General features: G+C 56.3%; 13 protein-coding genes, 4 tRNA genes and 1 pseudogene. 11 read left to right on the forward strand and 7 right to left on the reverse strand.

The window, feature by feature from the left end; all coding sequences use genetic code 11:
- Nucleotides 1–165: 165 nt before the first annotated feature.
- The 3 genes from PG731_RS06225 to PG731_RS06235 all read right to left on the reverse strand — a co-directional run bounded on the left by PG731_RS06225 (nucleotide 166) and on the right by PG731_RS06235 (nucleotide 475).
- A tRNA-Phe gene (locus PG731_RS06225) sits at nucleotides 166–241 on the reverse strand.
- Nucleotides 242–268: 27 nt separating this feature from the next.
- Nucleotides 269–342: transfer RNA gene (locus PG731_RS06230), tRNA-Asp, on the reverse strand.
- Nucleotides 343–402: 60 nt separating this feature from the next.
- A tRNA-Glu gene (locus tag PG731_RS06235) sits at nucleotides 403–475 on the reverse strand.
- A 223-nt stretch (nucleotides 476–698) separates the two neighbouring features.
- On the opposite strand from PG731_RS06235, the gene PG731_RS06240 reads away from it, so the two are divergent.
- The 3 genes from PG731_RS06240 (at nucleotide 699) to PG731_RS06250 (ending at nucleotide 4064) form a co-directional block, all read left to right on the forward strand.
- The gene (locus PG731_RS06240) at nucleotides 699–2675 is read left to right on the forward strand and encodes a mechanosensitive ion channel family protein (RefSeq protein WP_270772840.1); all 1977 of its coding nucleotides are present in this window, start codon (nucleotides 699–701) and stop codon (nucleotides 2673–2675) included.
- A gap of 90 nt (nucleotides 2676–2765) precedes the next feature.
- On the forward strand, nucleotides 2766–3185 hold the full coding sequence (msrB, locus tag PG731_RS06245) for a peptide-methionine (R)-S-oxide reductase MsrB (RefSeq protein ID WP_270772841.1): 420 nt from the start codon (nucleotides 2766–2768) through the stop codon (nucleotides 3183–3185).
- 6 nt (nucleotides 3186–3191) lie between these two features.
- A complete protein-coding gene (locus tag PG731_RS06250; protein ID WP_270772843.1) occupies nucleotides 3192–4064 on the forward strand; it encodes an EamA family transporter in 873 nt (290 codons plus the stop codon).
- Between the two features lie 398 nt (nucleotides 4065–4462).
- On the opposite strand, the gene PG731_RS06255 is transcribed toward PG731_RS06250, so the two are convergent.
- Nucleotides 4463–4537 (reverse strand) — tRNA-Lys (locus PG731_RS06255).
- A gap of 80 nt (nucleotides 4538–4617) precedes the next feature.
- On the opposite strand from PG731_RS06255, the gene PG731_RS06260 reads away from it, so the two are divergent.
- The 7 genes and pseudogenes from PG731_RS06260 (at nucleotide 4618) to PG731_RS06290 (ending at nucleotide 17122) form a co-directional block, all read left to right on the forward strand.
- Nucleotides 4618–5250, forward strand: coding sequence for a hypothetical protein (locus PG731_RS06260; protein WP_270772844.1), 633 nt, complete (start codon nucleotides 4618–4620; stop codon nucleotides 5248–5250).
- 147 nt (nucleotides 5251–5397) lie between these two features.
- Nucleotides 5398–7812 carry an RNA degradosome polyphosphate kinase gene (locus PG731_RS06265; protein WP_270772845.1) on the forward strand — a complete coding sequence of 805 codons (2415 nt, stop codon included), beginning with the start codon at nucleotides 5398–5400 and terminating at the stop codon, nucleotides 7810–7812.
- A 168-nt stretch (nucleotides 7813–7980) separates the two neighbouring features.
- Nucleotides 7981–9240: a histidine phosphatase family protein gene (locus PG731_RS06270; RefSeq protein ID WP_442952661.1), complete on the forward strand. Its 1260-nt coding sequence runs from the start codon at nucleotides 7981–7983 to the stop codon at nucleotides 9238–9240.
- A 3-nt stretch (nucleotides 9241–9243) separates the two neighbouring features.
- Nucleotides 9244–9741: pseudogene (locus PG731_RS06275) on the forward strand (IS3 family transposase); the annotation flags it as partial.
- 380 nt (nucleotides 9742–10121) lie between these two features.
- Nucleotides 10122–13967, forward strand: coding sequence for a YPDG domain-containing protein (locus PG731_RS06280; protein WP_270772846.1), 3846 nt, complete (start codon nucleotides 10122–10124; stop codon nucleotides 13965–13967).
- A gap of 235 nt (nucleotides 13968–14202) precedes the next feature.
- Nucleotides 14203–14397, forward strand: a complete 195-nt coding sequence (locus PG731_RS06285; protein ID WP_270772847.1) for a hypothetical protein — start codon at nucleotides 14203–14205, stop codon at nucleotides 14395–14397.
- Nucleotides 14398–14947: 550 nt separating this feature from the next.
- Nucleotides 14948–17122 carry a VaFE repeat-containing surface-anchored protein gene (locus PG731_RS06290; RefSeq protein WP_270772848.1) on the forward strand — a complete coding sequence of 725 codons (2175 nt, stop codon included), beginning with the start codon at nucleotides 14948–14950 and terminating at the stop codon, nucleotides 17120–17122.
- A gap of 118 nt (nucleotides 17123–17240) precedes the next feature.
- Here the strand turns inward: PG731_RS06290 and PG731_RS06295 are convergent, their stop codons facing one another.
- The 3 genes from PG731_RS06295 to PG731_RS06305 form a co-directional block, all read right to left on the reverse strand.
- Nucleotides 17241–18554, reverse strand: a complete 1314-nt coding sequence (locus tag PG731_RS06295) for a chloride channel protein (protein WP_270772850.1) — start codon at nucleotides 18552–18554, stop codon at nucleotides 17241–17243.
- Nucleotides 18555–18561: 7 nt separating this feature from the next.
- Nucleotides 18562–19011, reverse strand: a complete 450-nt coding sequence (locus tag PG731_RS06300; protein WP_270772851.1) for a MarR family winged helix-turn-helix transcriptional regulator — start codon at nucleotides 19009–19011, stop codon at nucleotides 18562–18564.
- Between the two features lie 285 nt (nucleotides 19012–19296).
- The gene (locus PG731_RS06305) at nucleotides 19297–19584 is read right to left on the reverse strand and encodes an LLM class flavin-dependent oxidoreductase (RefSeq protein WP_270772852.1); all 288 of its coding nucleotides are present in this window, start codon (nucleotides 19582–19584) and stop codon (nucleotides 19297–19299) included.
- A gap of 153 nt (nucleotides 19585–19737) precedes the next feature.
- Here PG731_RS06305 and PG731_RS06310 point away from each other — a divergent pair, with 153 nt between their 5' ends.
- Complete coding sequence (locus PG731_RS06310; RefSeq protein ID WP_270772853.1) at nucleotides 19738–20064, forward strand: histone-like nucleoid-structuring protein Lsr2; 327 nt, start codon at nucleotides 19738–19740, stop codon at nucleotides 20062–20064.
- Nucleotides 20065–20111 lie beyond the last annotated feature (47 nt).

Genomic DNA, 20111 nt, shown 5'->3' on the forward strand with positions numbered 1-20111 from the left:
AACTAACAACACGCCGCCATTAGCAACGATTTTTGTCTATTAACCCAACAACACGCCGCCATTAGCAACGATTTTTGTCTATTAACCCACACATTTTGTCGTTTAACCCTAAAAACCCCGAAGGATAAATAAAAACCCCGAAAGTTTGCGAACTTTCGGGGGATCTGGTGGCTCCGACCGGCGTCGATCCGGTGACCTTTCGATTTTCAGTCGAACGCTCTACCAACTGAGCTACAGAGCCAGTAACCGGACCGGCAGGTCTGGTCGGCGACCCCGACGGGACTTGAACCCGCGACCTCCGCCGTGACAGGGCGGCGCGCTAACCAACTGCGCTACGGGGCCTTACAACAGGTAAGACCTATTGAGTTATTTTCACTGTTCAGCACGAGTGCCGTCAGAGAGTACCCCCAACGGGATTTGAACCCGTGTCGCCGCCGTGAAAGGGCGGTGTCCTAGGCCGCTAGACGATGGGGGCCTTTTCGGCCACCACAGTGGCGTCCGAAGACGAGGAAAAGCATATGTGTAAAACGGGGTGGAATGCAAAACGGAATCATGGTGAACCGACTCACAGTTAATAAAAATGCTTAAAACTCGCTGAAAACTCCATAGTGTTTCTCTCCAATTTGAGGCTTTCGGTGTCCACGTCTAAGCCCGTGGCGTCTTCAGCAATCTGAAGAATCGCCCCCTAGGCTTGGACTATGACTGTGCCGACTCTGTTTTCTTCGCACGCGCGCACCCTTAGGGGAGCCTCGTATATAGCCACGGAAGCTGACGCGCAATCTGATGGCGCCCAGTCGGGCGTTGCGGAAGTCGCGGTGAGCAATGCCATTGATATTGCTTCACTGTTGCTCAGCGCAGCAGTGGCAGCGGTGATCGGTTTCGTCGTTGCCGCGTTTGTTTCCGCACTTCTCGGTCGAACCTTCCGTCGCTGGCCGGTGGGAGCCGCACTGGTGAAGCGCATTCGCACACCCCTGTATGTCACAGCGATGGTCTGGGGCGCGTGGATCGGACTGGATTGGCGCCTGCAAGAAGCAGATCTGACGAAATGGTCGAACGGAGCCCTAGTTTCCAGCGCCCTTCACGGTCTGCTGATACTGGCGATTGTTGCGATGACGTGGATCCTTTATTCGGCAGCGTGGGTCTTTGAAGACGCGGCACGTCTGCGTAACCGTGCGGATCAAGGGCGCTCGAGACGCTTTGCAACCCAAGCCCAGGTGCTACGACGTTTGACGCAGGTCCTCGTTGTGATTGTCGGTATCTGCGTCATTCTGGGGACGTTCGCGGCCGCGCGCCAAGCGATGGGAACTCTTCTTGCGTCCGCTGGTTTGATCTCCGTGATCGCAGGTCTTGCCGCGCAACAAACCTTGGGCAACGTATTCGCTGGAATTCAGCTTGCTTTCACGGACGCGATCCGCGTGGGCGACGTTGTTGTCGCGAATGCGAAGGGTGAGTCGGGTGCGATTGAAGAAATTACGCTCTCGTACGTGGTTGTCCGAGTGTGGGACGAGCGACGCCTGATTATTCCCTCGACCTACTTCACCTCAACAACCTTCGAGAACTGGACACGACGGGCTGCCGCTCAGCTGGGAACGGTCGAAGTCCAGCTGGACTGGTCTGCTCCGATGGCGCTGATTCGCCAGAAGGTGGAGCAGATCCTGACCTCGACGGATCTGTGGGACGGGCGCACGTGGAACGTTCAGATGACGGCATCCGATACTTCGACGGTCACGATCCGAATTCTGGTGTCCGCCGAGAACTCTGGAAACCTGTGGGATCTGCGCTGTCACTTGCGAGAACGCCTGATCGAATGGATTGTCGCCGAAGAACCGTGGACTCGACCGTCGATGCGCATTCAGACCTACCAGGGAACACCGGTTGTGCACGACACCTCTCGCGCGCAGGTCGCAGCGTTCGCTGCTGAATTGCGCTCGATCGCCGGAGACACCTCGGTTCCGCTGGGCCACGAGTCTGGTAATACGGCGATTGAAGATGCACGTCACGCCCTTGAAGGTGAGGATGCAGGCATCGATGCGGAGCACGCTGCTCGTATGGTCGCGGCACGCCGTAAAGCAAAGCGTGCGCGTCGACGTGCAATGGCGGATCGTATACGCGACTTGGCTGAAGCGGGCGATTGCGCAGAGGCCTCTCCGCGCGACGATTCGTCGACTCAGGTGATGACTCGCGGGACGCTACAGAAGGTGCTCGAAGCTGTTGCAAAGGGTGTCCAACCGGGCACCGAAGAATCTTCATCGCCAGTGCCTGGAACACAGGGCGTAACGGACACAGGGGCTATCAGCGCCCGCGAACTCAGCGAAAAAAATGGGTCGGCCAGCACCTCAGAGCAAGCCACCTCGTCTTCGCAGGGCAAAAACATCTCTTCGGAGAGTAAAGAACCGGACGCCATAACAATGACCCTTTCAACCAGTGGCAAGGGCGAACGCTTGTTCTCCGGTTCCCCTGACGCTGAAGAACGATCCGCGATCTTCGCCGGTCCGGGTGAAGACGCGCTCGCGGAACGTGAAGCGACGCGTCAACGTCGCGAGCGCGAACAGGAAACGCGCGAGCAAGAAGCAATGAACGCCACCGGATCCTTCCCAGCCATCGTGTGTGACGGCGAAGAATCTGGCGACGGTCATGACGAAGATCTGACGGAAACGAAGATCCAACACCTCTGATTCGCTCTGGTTGTCATCTACCCGCCTGAAGGTAAGTCCGAAGGTTAATCGCGAATCGCGGTCTTGTCCCTCAAGGGTGACAATAGGTGTATGACTGATTTTCCAAGCTTGAGCGATGCAGCGAACATGACCGATGCGCAGTGGAAGCGTATCTTGACGCCGATGCAGTACCACGTGCTACGCGAGGCGGGGACCGAACGCCCCTTCACGGGAGAGTTGCTGGGGGAAACTCGTGACGGCGCGTATCACTGCGCGGCGTGTGGTGTCCAGCTGTTCGATGCGAGCACCAAGTTCGAATCGCACTGCGGCTGGCCGAGCTTCTATCAGGCGAAAGACGCGTCGACGACCGAGATCGAAGACCGCTCGCACGGCATGGTCCGTACCGAGGTTCGTTGCTCGAACTGCGGTTCGCACCTTGGTCACGTGTTCCCGGATGCGCCGAATCAGCCGACGGGCAACCGCTACTGCATGAACTCCGCAGCGCTCACTTTCGTGCCCGCGGGCGAATGAGGCGCGGTGCCATCGCTTCCTTCACAGTCGAGGCTGGACAGGGTTCCCGCTCAGTTTTTCATCGTCGGTTCGGCGCTGATCCAGTACGTTGGCGCAGCTATTGCAATCGGCCTGTTTGCGCAGATGTCGCCTGCTTCGGTCGCATGGTGGCGAGTTTTAGTCGCCGCGATCATCCTGCTCGCATGGCGTCGCCCGTGGCGTGAAAAGTGGAGTCGCAAAGATCGTGTGACGTCCATGGTTTTCGGTGTGTTCATCATTTCGATGAACTCCACCTTTTACGAAGCCATCGCTCGCCTTCCGCTTGGTGCGGCTGTGTCGTTGGAATTCTTGGGTCCCGTTCTGGTTGCGATTTTTAGGGGACGAGGCCCAGCCCCACGCATCGCCGCCCTCCTTGCTTTTGCTGGGGTTGTGTCGATCTCTGGGCTTGGGTTGGACCTGGATGCGCCCGGCGTGAAGGCTGGTATTGTCTGGATTCTGTTGGCGGCGACTGCGTGGGCTGGCTACATCATGGTCGGTCAGAAGCTTGCGTCGAAGCGGTCGGCGGTATCGAATCTGGCAGCGTCGCTCGGTTGGAGCGCGCTGTTCAGTTCGGTTGTGTTGGCCCCCGGTGGTGTCGGAGGTTTTACGTCTGCGCACTTGTTTGGGGCGCTCGTCGTGGTGGGTGTGCTATCGACGGTAATTCCGTTCAGTTTAGAAGCTTTGGCGATGTCGCGTGTCAGCGCAGCAACCTTTGCCCTGTTTACGGCGATGCTTCCGGCAACGTCGACGATTGTGGGTGCGGTGATGCTTCGTCAGCTCCCAACGCTGGGTGAGCTGGGTGGACTCGTGCTGATTTCCATTGCCGTCTGGATTGCGTCGTCCCCGCGCTTCCAGCGCTGAAGCGTAGTTCTGGCCGGACTTACGGTTCCCGGTTCTGGCTGACGTGCACGCGGGTCGCTTTGTGATGGGTGTGGGTTCGAATTTCGGCGGGGGAATTTTCTTCTTTGAACCAGTGTGTCGCAGGGCGTTCCCAGCTACGCCCGAAGTCTGATGGGCTAGTTGGCGTCACGCAATTGGAGTGCCGTCGCCATGACGTTTCTGCGCTCCTTGATGCGACGAGTCATCTCTGTGAGGAGAATGCGGAGGTGAACATGAAGCCGACGAAGGGGTGGATTCGAAGGACTTTGGTAGACCCCCAATGTGGAAGGCTAAAGGGTGAGCTATGTGGAACGGTGGTGTGCACACTGATCTGCAACCATGCAGGTGAAATGGCATTTGAAAGCCGGCGAAGCAAGCGGTGGTAGGCCCAGGGGGACTCGAACCCCCAACCCACGGATTAAAAGTCCGCTGCTCTACCATTGAGCTATAGGCCCAGCGGTTTCGGTCGCGCCAAAGCGCGTGAACCGCCCAAGATCGTAAAGATCTTATCTCCATTGTAATAAGGATTCTTCTGATGGTTAAATCGTGTCCACCGCGTCGCCCCGCCATGTTGACGCCAGCGAAGGCGGAGTCAATTGTCGGCGACGAGAATCCGGCGACAAGTTCCGGCTTGGCCCATTCGAGTGCGTGGGCGCTGATGGGCGTGGCCGATGAGGATTTTGACCGCGAGGCCACGCTTCGTCTTCGAGCTCTTGTCCGGGATCGGGGCGTGGACCAGGTGGCACACCTCTGGTCGCGTAGCCCGGAGTTCACTCTGCCGGGTGCTTTGTGGCGGCTCTATCTTTTACTTGAGTGGTATGAACGCGAGCCGGGCCTCGTTGATGAGCGATACGTGGACGGGGCGCACGCCGATATTGTTCCGGGACTGGAACACCCGCTTAACTTGCCGGACTTGGCGGACGTGATGGCGGATGTCGCTCGACTGCTGACCGGCGAGCTGACGGACGATGATCTGGAAGAGGTCATCTGGGACGCGTCGAATGCGATGCGAGTGCTTGCTGCTGGTTTCGGTGGTGGCGGTTCGTGGATCACGGACCCGAATGACCCGCTGGCCTACCCGGTTTCGACGCGTGCGAAGGCGCTTTTGAAGACTGCGGAAGAGCTGTCCGTCAGTGCGCGTGAGGCGCATATTGGCGCGCTCGAATAGTGAGTCGGCGGGGTACGAGGGCACTGCAAGAGCGCAATGCCCGCACGTTGTGATTTTTGGTGCGTTGAAGCCCTTTTGGCGTGCGAAAACGCTCGCTCAATGACACCATAGAAGGCAGTTCAATGCGCCAACGCGCATAAAGCAACGATGCTTGAAGAGGCCCTCATGTCGAACGACGAACCCACATTCTCTGCGCCTGACGAGTCGTGGCCGGGACCGGTCATGCCCGATGAGCGCGATGATGCGCAGAACGCGGATACGACTCAGGTGACCGATGGTGTTCAGACCGCTCGGGCAACAGAGATGTTTGTGCCGGCCTCGCAGGCTGGCGGGCTTGTGGGCGTTGAACATGAGGATTCTGAGTATGACGATGATGTTGCCACGCCTCGTGTTTTGTTGCCCGCTTTGACGACTGACGTTGATATGTCTGCGCCGATCGGAGAAGACAAGCCGCTGCCGAAGGGGCGTTTCGCGGATCGTGAGATCTCGTGGATGGCGTTTAATCAGCGTGTCTTGGAACAGTCGGAAGATCCACTGTTGCCACTGCTAGAGCGCGCCTGGTTTTCTGCGATTTTCTCGTCGAACTTGGACGAGTTCTACATGGTGCGCGTTGCCGGCTTGAAGCGTCGCATCGCCGCGGGCATCGCGAAGAAGGGCGCGTCTGGGTTGGAACCGCGTCAGGTGCTTGAGGGAATTCAGGCGCGTACGCAGGAGCTGACTGCGCGTCAGGCGCGTGCATTCCAGGACGATATTCTGCCGGCACTTGCCAAGCAGGGGATTCGTTTGTCGCGATGGGATGATGTGTCTGAAGATCAGCGTGCTCAACTCACCCGCTATTTCCGTCGCCAGATTTTCCCTGTTCTGACCCCGTTGGCGGTTGACCCGTCACACCCGTTCCCTTACATTTCCGGCCTGTCTTTGAACCTCGCGGTTGTTGTCCGCAATCCGCTGACGGGCAAACTGCACTTCGCGCGCGTGAAGGTTCCCCAGTCGCTTCCGCGTCTGATCAACGTGGATTCTGTGATCGGTGGTGGACCTGCGGAATCGTATGTGGCGACTGATGAAGGCACGACGTTCATCACGCTCGAAGACGTGGTGCGCGCCCACCTTGAACACCTGTTCCCCGGTGTTGAAATCGTTGAAGCTCACGGGTTCCGAGTGACGCGTAACGAAGATCTTGAGGTCGAAGAAGACGATGCTGAAAACCTGTTGACGGCGATGGAGGAAGAGCTTCTGCGCCGTAAGTTTGGCCCGGTTGTACGCCTCGAAGTTGAGGATACGATTTCATCGTTCGTCCGTGACTTCCTGATCGAAAAGCTTGAGATTTCGCCGGCTGACGTGGTCAGCGTCCCGGCTCCGTTGGACTTGACGCTCTGCAACGAATTGCATGATCTGGATCTGACGGACTTGAAGTACACGAAGTACGTGCCGGTGACCGCCGCTGGTTTGGCGGAGTTCGAGTCGGCACGTGCGGGTGATATTTTCGCTCAGATCCGCTCGCATGATGTTTTGCTCCATCATCCTTACGATTCGTTTGCAACGTCGGTGCAGGCATTCATCACCCAGGCTGCCCGCGATCCCAACGTGCTGGCAATGAAGCAGACGCTGTATCGCACCAGCGGTGATTCGCCGATCGTGTCGGCGCTGATTGAAGCAGCGCAATCCGGCAAGCAGGTCGTTGCAATTGTCGAGATCAAAGCACGTTTTGACGAGGAAGCGAATATCGGCTGGGCGCGAAAACTGGAGCGCGCGGGCGTCCATGTCGTGTACGGCATGGTCGGCTTGAAAACGCACTGCAAGCTCTCCTTGGTCGTCCGCCAAGAAGCCGACGGTCTGCGTCGCTACTGCCACGTGGGTACGGGTAACTACCATCCGAAGACCGCGCGTGGCTATGAGGACCTTGGCCTGCTTACCTGCGATCGTGAGGTCGCCCAGGACCTGACCCGCCTATTCAACCAGTTGTCCGGGTATGCGCCTCGTTCGACGTTTCACCGACTGCTGGTTGCCCCGCTGTCGATTCGCGATGGGCTCATCGAACGCATCAACGCCCAGATTGCGCGCAAGAAGGCTGGTGGCGAAGCGTGGATTGGTATCAAGGTGAATTCCGCAGTCGACGAGGCTGTGATTGACGCCCTCTATCGCGCTTCACAGGCCGGAGTGAAAGTCGACGTTCAAGTTCGAGGCATCTGCGCGATCCGCGCCGGAGTTCCCGGCTTGTCTGAAAACATCCGCGTCCGCTCGATCCTTGGTCGCTACCTGGAGCACTCGCGTATTTACGCGTTCGGGGTGCCCGGTGAGGAAGAAGTGTGGATTGGCTCTGCCGATCTGATGCACCGCAACCTGGATCGTCGCGTTGAAGCATTGGTTCGCATTAGCGATCCCGACCAGGTTGAGTATCTCGCAAACCTGATTAGGCGTGGCGTTTCATCGAAGACCTCATCGTGGGCGCTGAAGAAGAGCGGAAATTGGAAGCGTCATCAGGCGAACAAAGATGGCTCGCCCCTTGTTGATCTGCAAGTTGCGCTGATGGAGGCGGCCTCGTCGCGCGTGATCGGTCGGTAACGCGAGGGGGTGACGCGGGTTCGCGGGACGGGGATCGCGCCCTGAAGCTGAGCCAGCAAGTCGGCATGGTCGCTTGTCCAAGTCGGCGTGGTCGCTTGGCAGACCCGCAACTGCTGTGTGATCTCCGTTAATTCAGCGGGTGGGGCGCCGTGCCGGTAGGCTAAGGGGGTGTCTCGTTCGATTCGCCCGGCTCCAGTCCCGACGCGCCTTGTGCGCGCTGCGGGAGCTTTAGTGTGGCGTTTCGTTGATCCCGAGCGCCGGGGCGTTCCCGGGCAGGTGATTGTGCCCGAGGACATTGAAGTCCTCATGGTTCACCGCCCTCGTTACAAGGACTGGTCGTGGCCGAAAGGTAAGTCGGAAGCGAACGAACCGATCATCTGCGCCGCCATCCGCGAGGTCGAAGAAGAAACTGGCGCCTCCGTTATTTTGGGTGTTCCGCTGACAACTCAGCGCTACCGGCTTGGCTCCGGGCAGACGAAGGAAGTTCGCTACTGGGTGGGCACGCTGGCCGATGATGGCCGTCACACCGATCTGGAAGCGCCAACGATCGCGTCTAAGACGACTGCTACACCGGTTCCTGCGCCAGTGTCTACACCGGCGAAAGTTCGTATTTCTCCGGCTATTTTCGCGAACCGCAAGAAGGGCCAGGCTCCAAAACCGACTCCCGCGCCTACGCGCATGCCCAAACTCACGGACAAACAGCCGGTTGTTTCACCTGTACAACTGTCGCGATCCTCTGCTATTTCCCGCGTTCGCACTCCCGTGAAGCCAGCTCCGGCCAGCGAAATTGATGAGACCCGCTGGGTGTCACCCGGTCAAGCCAAGCAGATGCTCACCCGCCGAGGTGACCGGCGACTGCTCCAAGAGCTCGTCACGCGGGCGGAAGAAGGCAGGCTTGTTACCGTCACGGTGGGCCTCGTTCGTCATGCGAAGGCGGTGTCGCGCACTCAGTGGGCAGGTGATGAGGCAACGCGCCCGTTGACGCGCTTGGGCGTACGACAGGCAATGGACTTGGTTGATGTCCTCAGTGCGTTTGGGATTGAGCGCGCCGTGTCGTCGTCGTGGATTCGTTGCCAGCAGACGCTTGGCCCGTGGGCGAGCGTCGGCGGAGGCCAGGTTGAGGTTCGCGATGAGCTCACGGAAACTGCGGTTGCGACTGATCCTGCGTCGGCTTCGGCGGTTGTTGCGCAGTGTGTGCGCCAGACGAACGCGGTTGTTGTGTGCGCGCATCGACTTTCGATTCCGGCGCTGTTGGATCCGATCCGTGCGGTCACCCCTTCGACTTTGTTGCGCTTATTGCCTTCCGCGAGTCCGTGGCTGACAACCGCACAGATGCTGGTTGTGCATATTTCGTATGCGTCGGGTCGTCCTGAAGTGGATGCTATCGAGACGCATGGTACGCGTACGAAGGATCTTCTGGGGCTCTAGGGTCGGCCAAATAACATCTGTGCAAGCGATGTCACCGAGTTCCAGGTTGCAGGCCGCAAGGTCTATCTGTCACCGGTGATGGATCTGCTCGACCGCTCAATTGTTGTCCACACCGTGGCTGCATCACCATCGACAGCGCTTACCGCTGATTCCTTGACCAAGGCAATCGCAGTTTGTGCACCTGAACCTGGGTGGATGATGGATACCGATCAAGGCTTCCAGTATCAACATTCGTCTTGGCTCAACGTGATCCATACCAACGGTGGTGTGCAGTCAATGTCGCGTAAAACCAACTGCTACGACAACGCGGTCATGGAGAACTTCTTCGGGCACTTGAAGACCGAGATGCACCACGGTGAAGTCTTCAACACCGTCGCAGAATCCAACCAAGCAATACACAACTACATCCAGTGGTACAACACTGAACACGTCCAACAACGACTCAGGGGCCTAACCCCGATGCAATATCGGAATCAGACCCTTGAAGCCCCAACCGCCTAAAACTAAACCAGTCCAACTTTCGGCGGCTAGTTCAGCAAGTAGTGAGGGACTTCACAAAACGAGTTTTCGGGGGGGGGGGGGGGGGGGGGGGGGAGGAGGAGAGAGAATCCTTGCCGTTATTGGGAAAAGTGCCAAAAGCTATTTTAATACATGGCCTTGCGGTTCCAAGAAAAGCATCATAGGGTTTTTGCGGGAGTTTAGTCCCGGTTGGTTGCCATTATTAAGGGCTGCGAGATCATTGATAGTTGGTCTATGCGATTCTTGCCAGTTGTGAGGTTGGCATGGCTCACTCCGCCATCAGCAGATGCGGGTGCTCAGGTAGCGAGCCTTCGGACTTTCTCCATATCCAGAATATCTTCGCGGAAGGAAGATTTGACAGTATGACGAAGCAAAATGCGATCCGTCGTCGAGGTACGGCGATTTTAGCTGCTGCTTTCTCTCTGGCCATGGTGGGCACCTTTGCCTCCGCGGTAATACCTGAATCTCCGCTCGTTCCAGCTGCTAGTGCGCAGGATCAGCCCATATATTCTCCTGGTAAGGCGAGCGAAAAGGGCACGATCTCTGGCTCTGTCAAGGAGCTTGTGAAGGCGGGCGTTAATTTCGGTGCAGTTCAGGATGCCGGTAGGCCAATTAAGGGCGTGAAGGTGTACGCCCAGTGGTATGAGGGCGAACAAACGCAGCATTCGTCCCCGGTGTACTACACCGAGAGTGACGCTAACGGTAACTTCACCATCAAGATGGGGCCGTACACCGATGCTCTCGGCGTGACCCGCACGTTCGTTGCGGATGCCAGTGTTGGCCTGACGACAGGTGACCCTGCCGGTCAGCGTGATCAGCGCCGTGAGAAGATCCGTATGTGGACCGAGCTACCGGATGACTTGACCGATAAGTACCGTCTGGTGCACCAGCCGGCGGCCGGTATCTTCCCCGGTATTGGCGCAGAAACCACTCCTACTACCCAAGGTGACGGTCAGTGGGGGGGCAACAAAGTCTCGGGTGTGACCATCGGGTACGCGCAGAAGGACAAACTGCCGCAGCACCTTCCGGAAAACAAGTGGGCAGAGAGTGTTGGAAAGTCCAGTAACTATGGTACCTATGCTGGTCGGGCATTTTGGAACCTTGATGTGTTGCAGGGCGCGTTAAGCTACAACGCTGTCAGTGCCTTTGGAGGCAAGGATGTCGCTGCTGCTGGTTTGAAAGTGGTTGGCTCCTACCTAAACGACCAGGCCGTGACCAAGATTGAAGAGTACGCGAAGAATAACTTTGCGGGTAAGACTCTGCGTGGGAGTGATTGGACTCCTACTGACGAAGAGGGTCTGCAACGCTGGATTAATGAGCAGGTAGCTGCGGATCCAGAAGGCTGGATTGCCGAGACAGTCACCACCACTACTGGTGCTGATGGTAGGTTCCAGCTGTTCTGGAAGGGTATCTACGGTAACAACCACACTGGTACGGGTGATGGCATTAACCCGCCGGCTGCAAAGTTGCATAAGCTGGCTGGTTCGTGGGAAGAAGGTTCCTGGCTTAACGGTAACCTTCAGTCCAAGCACGTCAATATGCACTGGAGCTACCTCAGCGTTCTTGGTGCTGATGGTACGCCGCTTCCAGACAATATCGGTGTGCTGTACCCTTGGTCTCTTGGCCACTGGGCGGGTCCAGGTTTCGGCGCTGATTTGAACGCTGGCGCTAACGCACAGCTCTTCGGTGGCGACGGTGTCTTGATTGAGAGCACCGCCGATGGCTACACGGGTTGGAACATCGCGCTTGCGCCGCAATCCTTGAAGTTCGATGTAGTGGATAAGAACACCACTGATAACTGGGCAACGGTCGGCGATACGGTTCAGACTGATACCTCCGGTCTGCCGATCACTCAGGATCTGACCTACTACATCCAGTGGGTAGACAAGAGCGGCAAAGTCGTCAAGACCTGTGAGACCGCTAAAGCTGATCCTGCGACTAAGATCCCCAGCTGCCCCCTCGAGGTTCCTGCGGATGCCCAAACTGGTGATACGTTCACTGCTCGCCTGAAGCTTGCTGATGGCGATCCAGATCCAGAGGACGATCTGGTTCTGGCTCTGGATGCCTTCGCTGTGGCTCGTGAATACCTTGAGTACAACGAGGTCCAGGCGAAGGCTGAAGTGGCGGCTTCCTCCGACCCGAAGTTCGACAACCCGGCTACCGACGTTGCAGAAACCAAGCCTGCGAAGGCGAAGTTCGAGCTTGACACCCTGCCGGATGGCGTCACTAAGGATCAGGTTTCGGTTGATCCTGCGACCGGTGTTGTGACCTTCACTGCGAACGCTGACCAGGTTGGTAAGACGTTCAAGTTCCCAGTTGTGATGCGCAACGAGGACCTGCAGGTCCCTATTCTCGATGAGAACGGCGATCCGGTGAAGGGTGACGACGGCCAGCCGAAGACACAGAGCCGCGTTGTTGCCCGTGCCGATGCTGCATTTACGGTTGACCAGCCTGCGGCGAAGGACAACGAGAAGTACGAGCCTGCGTATGAGGGTAAGTTGGTTGTTCCTGGTGACCAGGGGACGACGTCTGCTCCGTCGTTTACTGATGCGACTGGTCAGGGTGTAGATGTTCCTGAGGATGCGAAGTTTGCTATTGGTGATGGCTTCACTGCTCCTGAGGGTTATGTTTACAACTTTGATCCGTCCACTGGTGAGATCACTGTTTCGTTCCCGGATAAGTCGAAGCTGAATAAGGACACGACGGAAGCGTTTGATGTTCCTGTTAAGGTGACGTATAAGGATGGCAGCACTGATGAGGTGAAGGCTAACTTTAAGCTGGATACTGATGGTGATCGCAAGCCTGATACCGAGGATGAGGATGACGATAATGACGGCATCCCGGACGGTAAGGACTCTAATCCGAAGGTTCCGAACGCTAACGACCACTACGAGCCTGCTTATGAGAATGGTTCGGGTAAGCCTGGTGACCAGGTAACGGTTCCTGCTCCGACCTTTACTGATAAGGATGGTCAGGGCACCACGCCTCCGGCGAACACCACGTTCACTCCTGGTGATGGCACGCCTGGTGGTGTGACCATTGATAAGAACACGGGTGAGATCAAGGTTGCTATTCCTGGGGACGCTGCCCCTGGTAGCAAGATCGAGGTTCCGGTTGTTGTGACCTATCCTGATGGCACCACCGACAACGTGACTGTCACTGTTACCGTGACGGAGAAGGACGCGACCCCGGTAACGCCGGGTGAGCCGACTGAGCACAACCCGTCTCTGGGTGCCTCTGCAGACGACCCGGCAGACTGTAAGATGCCTCCGTTCGTCACCGTCGAGAAGACCGAGGGTGTTGTATACAAGGTCACCGTTGGTGGCGTGGAGCTGCAGCCTGACGCTGAAGGCAAGTACGTCTACGAGTACGGCCAGACCGTCAAGGTTGAAGCAAGCCCTGCTCAGGGCTTCACCTTCCCGGCAGGCGTGAAGACCACTTGGACGTACACGACGATGCAGAACGAAATCTGCAACGTTCCCGACACCAAGGACAACGAGAAGTACCAGCCTAAGTACGAGGATGGCACCGGTAAGCCTGGTGACCAGGTAACGGTTCCTGCTCCGACCTTTACTGATAAGGACGGTAAGGGCACCACGCCTCCGGCAGATACCACGTTCACTCCTGGTAATGGGACGCCTGATGGTGTGACCATTGATAAGAACACTGGTCAGATCACGGTTGATATTCCTGGGGACGCAACCCCTGGAACCAAGATCGAGGTTCCGGTTGTTGTGACCTACCCCGATGGCACCACCGACAACGTGACTGTCACTGTTACGGTTGGCGAACCTGACACCAAGACGCCAGACTGGAAGGACGGCTCTGGTGAACCGGGTGGCAAGGTCGTAATCCCGAACGATGGCGGCCCTGTTGAGGATGGCACGACGGTCGACACCGACGGCCCCGGCAAGGCAAAAATCGATGGCGACGGCAACCTCGTTGTTGACATCGACGACAACGCTAAGCCTGGTGACAAGATCGTAGTTATCGTCAAGGACAAGAACGGCAACGAGATTGATCGCGTGACGGTCACCGTTGAGAAGCCTGCCGCTGGCGATATGACCACCGAGCCGGGAGTCAAGAAGTCTAAGCTTGCGCGCACCGGTGCGCAGGTAGCAGGACTCGCTGGTATCGCAGCCGTAATGGGCGTAGCAGGCCTTGGCCTGGCGCTCGTGCGACGCCGTCGCGAAGGCGAGGAGAACTAATCGCCTAGCCGACGAAACACCGGCATAACAGTACGGGGGTGAGACCTTAAACGGTCTCACCCCCGTCACCGATTTTTCCTATAGCCCGAACAGTGCTGAACGAAATTTCGGTGAGGCACCAAAACAACGTTGTTTGCTCCGCCCGGCCAAATCCGCGATATGTACGAGCGCAAGTTTGCGAGACCTGCATCCCAAGTGAGGTTAAAGTACAAAAAGTATCCTTGCCTGTTTTGTTTTGAAAACCAAAACTTCCATTTACGGCACCCTAGTGGACCACGACTACTTCACCGGGCAGCCCTTTGGCTCTTCCAAACCCCAAAATGTTCGTGGCATGGATCGCCTCTCAACGGAAATCCAGAACGTTCGTGAAGAAAAAGGTAAGGACGCCGTGCTGCTTCTAGACAACGGCGACGCTGCGCAGGGCTCATGAATCGAAAGGGTGTACCACTCGAACCGGACAGATAGCACTGTTGACCCGATGGCTAGTGTGTTCAAGTACTTGAAATACGATGCGGTGGGTGCTGGTAACCATGAATTCAACTACGGCCGTGGAGCCCTAACCGCCTAGAATTAACCAGTCCAACTTTCAGAGGCTAGTCCACTCATACGGGCTTTGTCCTATTTGGCATTCGCTGTAAGAAAAGACTCGATCTGCTAGCGAGAGTCGACTGGAAGCAGGGATTACCGTCAATTGCGTCTTTCTAGGCGCAAAACCACCCACTTATCAACAAGCGTTAGTTTCCCAATTTTTTTATCCACAATTTCTTTTCAGTCCACTCGCACCCATGTGCGCCGAGCGGAACACTGATGGCAACGACAGGCGTCGTCGTGAAACCCACTTCTCGCAAAGCTGATCGCCAAGTTGGTGGGTTCCATATGTATTCCCATCAGTTGAAAGGAATTTGATGATGGTGGATTCTTCTGTGCCTAGGGTGGCACACTACTCACGGCTGAGGTCTATCTTAGCCTCTCTTGTAGCGATGGTGGTTGTGTGTGCCTCGTTGGTTGCTACGGCTCCTGCTTCTCTTGCCTCGGGCTCATGGGTTCGTGGGGTGCCTATTGGGGGAAGTGTTGGCTGGCTTGGCACATGGATTCCCTATAGTGGTCAGCCGGTTCCTGGTTTGTGTATTCAGGCTGACGCGGTCAATCCTGCAGCAGAGGTGGTCGTGACACCGAGTCAGTTGACGGTTCAACCATCGCTTGCTCGTCCGGCTGATTTGAGTGTTGATATTGCGCAGATGGCATACATCATGAAGTGGTACACGCCAACGTCGCTTGAGTTTTCCAATACTGACGTCGACGCGGCCGCGACAGGTTTTCTTGCTCACGTGAATTTTGAGAACTCGCGTCGCGCTCAAGCGAACGTCAATGAGCTACTCCAGCTCACCCCCGCGCACATTCAAAACCGTGCTCGCCAAATGGTCGCTGAAGCCAAAGCAGCCGGTGTTGTTGGGTGGAGAGCCGGTACGGTGACGGGTGAGCGTATGCGCTTTGGCACCATCGACGGTATCGGCGTTACTAATGCTGATGGAACTCTGATCGCGGGCAAGCCCTTCACTATCACTCTGAACGGCCCGGCGGTCTTCGAAACGACTGGGACGAACACCTATACGGGAACAACAGCATCTGCGCCGATTGATGGTATTCAATGGCGTTCAACCGCGAACGGCACGGTCCACTCGAGTATTAAGTATGGCAATCTTGGATACTCTGCTTTGGGGTATGCCTCTTCTGGGGGGATGCGCCAGGATGTGATCTGGTTCGACAGTTCAAGTCTGCGTTCTGAGACGGTTGCGGGGCCGTCGTTTGAGGTGATTTTTGATTTTCAGCCGATTGCTACGTCCAATGTGGGCACCTCTAAGGTGATTGACTCTACGACCCTAGTGGACACGATCACTGCCAGTGCTGACCCGAATTATGGTGATGGTAAGTGGCTGGAAATTGACGGTCAGCCGGTTCCGGTCGTGTATGAGGGCACTGCCTATGCGTTGGGTGAAGAGCCGGTAGACCCTAGTGATGAGGTTCCCGCAGACGCACGGGCGGTCGCGACTGCGTCGTTTACCGCTACCGGTCCTGGTGAGCATAGTGTCAGTGTTGATGTGACTGGGTTAGCGCCTGGGTTTTACACGTGGGTCTGGAAGGTCGTCAAGGATACTCAGCCTGGCACGATTGGTGACCCGACGATTGACATTAAAGAGTTGGTGCACGCCGACTGGCACGACCAGTTCGGACTGGGGGACGAAACAACGTCATATCGTTTCAACGCGAATGTGGATACCACTTTGTCGGTTCGTGAAACCAAGTCAGGCTCGTACCTTGTCGACGACATGTTCGTCACCGAACTACCCGAGTCTCACCCGAACTTTACCGCTAGGGCTGGGTTTAAGGCTGACGAGCTGAAGTTCACGCAGAAGCTCTTGTTTTTCCCTGAAGGCCAAGCAGTCACTGACGAAAACATTGGGGCTGCTGAGATGATCAGCGAAGTACAGGTGGATGCTTCCAATGGTTTTAAGCCTTCTGTTGGGTCAACCAAGTTCAAAATGAAAGACGATACTCCTGGTACGTATGTGTTTGTTACCTCGTTTGCTGGTGATGATCGTGTTGCTCCGTTTACAACCTCTGTTACTGACAAGACTGAGCAGTACGTTGTTGAGGCTAATCCGCCGACGTTGAAGACCACCGCGACCGACAAGACAGACGGCGATAAGACCCTTGCTTCTTCGGGCATGGTCACGATCACCGACAAGGTGTGCTACACGAACCTGAAGGCGGGCAAGGAATACACCCTGACAGGCACGCTGATGGACAAAGCCACAGGCGGGCCGCTGATGGTTGAAGGAAAGCCTGTGACCGCCTCCAAGACGTTCACCCCACAGGAGTCTGACGGGTGCGAAAACGTTGATTTCACCATCGACGGCTCCATGCTGGTCGGCAAGACCACAGTCGTGTTCGAACGCCTCGAACACGACGGCCAGACCATCGCTGTCCACACTGACATCAACGACGAAGACCAGACAGTGCTCTTCGAAAAGAGCCCCACTCCGCCGGAAGAACACCTTGCGAAAACCGGTGCCCAAACACTCTCATTCCTTGCAGGTGTCACACTCTTTGCACTGATGGGCGTCGGAGCTATTGCACTCCATCGCCGCTCCTAAAAGCAATCCACGCCCAACAGGGTGAATGTCCGTCGGGGTGCTCCGACCAAGAGTGAAGAAGATTGCTACGAGGTCGCGCACGAAGAACGTCAAGCGATGTTTGAGGTGCGCGGCCTCGTCAATCAGAAGAAGGAAGAGGTGGAATCGACGCGGTTGCGTGGACTTCGGCAAGCCTGCGAGCCTCGCGCCTCTTGCGGATCCACGCGGTCATCAACACCGAACCAACCAACGCGATTCCAGTAGAACCAACAATGGGAAGACCTGCAAAACCGGTGAACTCGAAAACCAGAGTCAAACCGGTTAAGGGAGCTGCCATCGACGAACCCAAGAAAACCGCAGCACCAATAAACACACACGCAGCCACCGATACGCTGGGAACAACCTGTTGCCACACCAAACCAGTCACCGCGCCAATACCGGCACCCAAGGCGACTCCAGGAGTCAGCGTTCCACCCCACGCCCCAGCACGAATCGTCACAAGAGTCGTGAATGTTTTCGCCACAAGGACCAATAGTGCCGTGACCAAACCAGCGCCAGCTAGCCAGCGAGCATCAAACTGCGTCTGAGCACTCGCCTGCCCATTGCCGAGCACCGAAGGAATCACCATCGCAATAAGACCAACAACGACGAACGCTAGCGGAAGTGACCAAAGAAGGTGAGCAGATCGAGGCTTAGCCTGTTCGCACCGGTCAACCCACGTTCGGAACAATTCACCCAGCGCACCCAAAACGGGTCCCATGATCAGCGCCCAGACGACAAGACCCCACGACGTCTTCAAAGGCTCAACCGAATAAAAGGGTGCAGGTCGATGCCAGCCGGTAGACACCAATACGGAAAGAACAGCAATAAAAGAAGCGGTCACAACCGCCTTCGGGCGCTTGGACAAAAGCAGAATTTCCAGAGCATAAACAGCACCGGAAATAGGAATCGAATACACAGCCGACAAGCCGGCACCCGCACCACACGCGACAATAATTCTGCGATCCTCAGCGGACAACCCGCAGTGCGAAGATATCCAGGAAGAGAGCGAGGCACTTACTTCACGAGGAGCAACCTCACGACCAATCGAAGCTCCCATGCCAACCAAGACAATCTGCGTCAGCGCATGCCAGATGGTTCGAAGCGGAGGTAGCGTCTCTCCCTCAACCCCAGCCTTCACACTGGTCAGCTGAGGATTCTTCCGGAACATCACAGTCCACGAAATAGCCCCTAACACGCCAGCAACAAGCAGGATCAAGGGGCGATGCCATGAAACGGAGGCAGAAACAGAATCAAGGAATGTGCCCGAGTGATGATTCCACACCACTGCCTCGACTCCATGCAGAAGGCGAGTACACAGCCAGCCAACAATTCCGGCGGTAACCCCCGTCGCAAGGGTCGCGCTGATATAGCGAACCCAATAGGGCAGGGTAGGCAAGCGGTTGGAAGGCATAGGCGGGTCAGGCCATATGGTCGTCGATGCGTCGAGCGATGCGACTAAACACTTCGTTGAGCACGGTGACCTCTTCTACGCTCAGGTCGTTCAGTACGATCTCTCGAACGACCTCACGGTGCACGTCAGCAGCCTTTTCGAAGAACTTCTTGCCAGCATCCGTCATTAGAATCAGGCCACCACGTCCGTCACCGGCGCACGTCGTACGCTCCACGTATCCGCGAGAGACAAGCCGATTTACAGTGTGCGTCAGGCGTGAGGGGCTGAATACAACCTCATGAGCCAAAGCGGAGGGGCGAATGCCTTTATCGCCAGCTCGTGCCACCTGAAGGAGCACGTTATATTCGGGCTGAGTAACTTGGCACTCCGCCTTCAGCTCGGCTTCGATAGCGTTCGTCAGACGTGCCGTGGTCACGAAATACGTTTCCCACGCACGTCCGCGAGCATCGCGTCTCATGATCATCCCTTCAGCGACGTTTCAAAGTCAGTAAACCCAAGCCAATGCGAGGTTTCTTGGTCTGAGGCAACGTTCGTCGCTACCTGAGACGCAAGGTCTCAACTATATCCGATTCAGAAGAGTTATCGAGTAGAGATGAATCATTCTCTGGCTGAGAAACGGCGGAATCTCGCGGTTTGTCATGTGAAGTTTGAACAGAAAGTGCCAAACGTCCAAAAAGTTCACGTATGCCTTGCGCAAAGGCGTACGGAATGTACCGCGCCAATCGACATTATCTTCGCTCCATCAACGGCGTAGAAGAGCGTAGTTTTCAATGGCCAACGGAATACCGTTGCGAATATCTTTTCCGAACCACGGGTAAACCGAACCTGTAGTTCCACGACCCATCATCAGGTCAATTTGACCACCTGGCATGTATTGCGTCATTGCGTAGTCTTCGGCAATTGTGACCGGGTTGTTGGTTGTCATCAGAGTCGTTGATGTCGACAGTTGGATTATCGAAGTATGTGCGGCAATTCGAGCCAGCGTTGTTGTCGGTGAAGAGGAGAAGAAGGATCGGAGAGTTTTGGTCAATTAACTCTCAAATCTAGTCTCACTTTATAAATATTCAATTTTGCAATTTAAAACGGTTGCGTAGGTTTCTTTTTTATTTTATATTCTTCTTCAGATAATTCGATTGTCTCCGGACAATAACAATCGAACACCAATGAGTGAATAGGATCCCTTATGAAGAAGACGCACGTCGTTCTCGTTGACGATATTGATGGAACTCCTGCAAAAGACACCGTTGCATTCTCATTCCAGGGTGTGACCTACGAAATTGACCTCTCGGAAGAACACATTTCTGAAATGTCCGCTGATTTTGAAAAGTGGATTTCTTCATCGCGCCGTATCGGTGGTCGAGCAATCCGCGGTTCACGCGTGGCCTCGTCGACAGCTCTGTCGCGCGCAGGTGAAATTCGCGCATGGGCCACAAAAAACGGAATCCACGTTTCCGACCGTGGGCGCATCCCCGCCGACATCGTCGCGAAGTTTGAGAAGGCTCACGCCTGAGATAGGTCCTTGGGATCTATGACAACGCCCCTCGAAGATGGAAGAAT

It is taken from the genome of Pauljensenia sp. OF14-1SRA (assembly GCF_027694595.1).
GTDB classification, from domain to species: Bacteria; Actinomycetota; Actinomycetes; order Actinomycetales; family Actinomycetaceae; genus Pauljensenia; species Pauljensenia turicensis_B.

Excerpts from the sequence above, each read along its gene's own strand:
- PG731_RS06295 (WP_270772850.1), bottom strand. The coding sequence starts at position 18,554 with ATGCCTTCCAACCGCTTGCCTACCCTGCCCTATTGGGTTCGCTATATC.
- PG731_RS06290 (WP_270772848.1), top strand. The coding sequence starts at position 14,948 with ATGGTGGTTGTGTGTGCCTCGTTGGTTGCTACGGCTCCTGCTTCTCTT.
- PG731_RS06280 (WP_270772846.1), top strand. The coding sequence starts at position 10,122 with ATGACGAAGCAAAATGCGATCCGTCGTCGAGGTACGGCGATTTTAGCT.
- PG731_RS06240 (WP_270772840.1), top strand. The coding sequence starts at position 699 with ATGACTGTGCCGACTCTGTTTTCTTCGCACGCGCGCACCCTTAGGGGA.
- msrB (WP_270772841.1), top strand. The coding sequence starts at position 2,766 with ATGACTGATTTTCCAAGCTTGAGCGATGCAGCGAACATGACCGATGCG.
- PG731_RS06260 (WP_270772844.1), top strand. The coding sequence starts at position 4,618 with ATGGTTAAATCGTGTCCACCGCGTCGCCCCGCCATGTTGACGCCAGCG.
- PG731_RS06310 (WP_270772853.1), top strand. The coding sequence starts at position 19,738 with ATGAAGAAGACGCACGTCGTTCTCGTTGACGATATTGATGGAACTCCT.
- PG731_RS06300 (WP_270772851.1), bottom strand. The coding sequence starts at position 19,011 with ATGAGACGCGATGCTCGCGGACGTGCGTGGGAAACGTATTTCGTGACC.
- PG731_RS06265 (WP_270772845.1), top strand. The coding sequence starts at position 5,398 with ATGCTTGAAGAGGCCCTCATGTCGAACGACGAACCCACATTCTCTGCG.